Annotated in this window: 2 protein-coding genes; both read left to right on the forward strand. The window is 44.9% G+C overall.

Annotated features, from left to right (window positions below):
• A partial coding sequence (locus V5N63_RS09895) for a TolC family protein (RefSeq protein ID WP_332033811.1) occupies positions 1 to 1,115 on the forward strand: 1,115 nt, incomplete at its 5' end.
• Positions 1,112 to 1,765, forward strand: a 654-nt coding sequence (locus tag V5N63_RS09900; RefSeq protein ID WP_332033812.1) for an efflux RND transporter periplasmic adaptor subunit, incomplete at its 3' end; no start/stop codon positions are given. The genes V5N63_RS09895 and V5N63_RS09900, both read left to right, overlap by 4 nt.

Here is a 1,765-nt window from a genome sequence, read left to right on the forward strand (position 1 = left end):
TCCGGTCAATGGACGCTGCGGCCAAAGGCGCAAGAAGCTGGATGCCCCCAACCGTTGGAGCCGGGTTGTTTATGACGCCCTATAATCCAAAACTCTGGCAGCGCGACGGCGATATGCTAGGCATGGGCTCAGTAGCAGTTTCGGTGGAACAGATGTTTCCTAACAAAAAGAAACTCGATGCCAACGAAAATCTGATGAAGGCAATGTCCTCTGTGGAAAAGGAAAAGCTCTTTGCCGCCCTCAATGAAAACTTTCAGGATGCCAAAAAACTGTATTACAGTTCAATCGTCTTGGATAAAAAGCTGAAGGTCGTAAAGGAAAACGAAAAGATGCTGGATTTCATGATCAGAAACGCCGAAATCCGGTACAAAAACGGACTCAGTAAAATATCGGCCTATTACAAAGCAAAAGCTGCGCTTGGCAGTTCCAAAAACATGCAGCTCATGTACGAGAATGACCTTCGCGTCAACCGGATCCGGTTGAATGCCCTCATGGGAAGAGACCCGCTCGCGCCACTGGAGATTGAACCGGAATACAACCTGAATGATTATTCTCTCGAGACTTTTGGTCAGGATCTATTTTATCAGAACAGAAGTGATCTCCGCGGCATCGACCGGGAAATCAATATTGCCAAACTCAAACAGGATCTGGAAAAGCAGAATCTAAAGCCGGAATTTGGCGTAAAGTTCGAAAACATGTTTGGTTTTGGTGGCCAGCCCATGCAGTTTTCTCTGATGCTGATGGCAAAACTGCCTTTCGTATCCTGGGCTTCAGGCATGAATAAAGCCAATATTGAAAGCCTGAAACTGAAAGAAGAAGCCTTGCAGGCACAGAAAGAAATGATGGTGAACGAATACAGCGGAATGGCCTACGGAATGCGCAATGAACTGGACCTGAATAAAAATCAGCTGAAACTCTATGAAGACACCATTATTCCGGCCTTAAAAAACAACTACAAATCCATGCAGTTGGGCTATGAGCAGAATACGGAAGAACTCTTCATGTTATATGACGCATGGGAACAGCTGAATATGGCCCAACTGGAATATTTCGAGATCCTTACCAAAGCACTGCAGACGCAAACTGAAATTGACCGCTTAATTGAAAGAAGATGAGAAAAATTATAATATTCACTATGCTTTTATTTGGTTTGACGGCGTGTGACAAAGTTAAGTTCTGGGAAGATAAGCACTCGGCAGAAGCTGCAATGCATACTTATACCTGTCCGATGCACCCGGAAGTGATTTCAGACAAACCCGGCAAATGTCCCAAATGTGGGATGGATTTGGTCCTGAAAGATGCCCCTGAAAAAAAGGAAGAGGGGATTAAACTCGACGATCTGTTGAAACCAACCAATGAATTTGTAGTGTCGGAACAGCCCGTAATAAAAGTAAAAAGAGAAAACATACCCACCACGGTTGATGCTTTAGGGACGGTAGAATACGATACTCGACAGATTGGCAGTATTTCCTCGCGCGTTGCGGGCCGTATCGAGAAACTCTATGTGCGGTATAAATACCAGAAAGTGTCGAAAGGGCAGCGTATTTTAGATATATACAGCCCGGAACTTTTAACCGCACAGCAAAACCTGCTCTTCGTTATTAAAAATGACCGCTCAAACAAAACAATGATCGATGCTTCACGCCAGAAACTCCTTCTTTTGGGAATGCCGGCTTCACAGATACAGAAAGTCATCCAGCGAGGGAAACCTGATCTAACAGTTCCGGTTTTCAGCAATTACAGCGGACACATTCAGCAGGCAGGA

Origin of the sequence: Kaistella sp. (genome assembly GCF_032060305.1) — a bacterium.
In the GTDB taxonomy this organism is placed as follows: domain Bacteria; phylum Bacteroidota; class Bacteroidia; order Flavobacteriales; family Weeksellaceae; genus Kaistella; species Kaistella yananensis.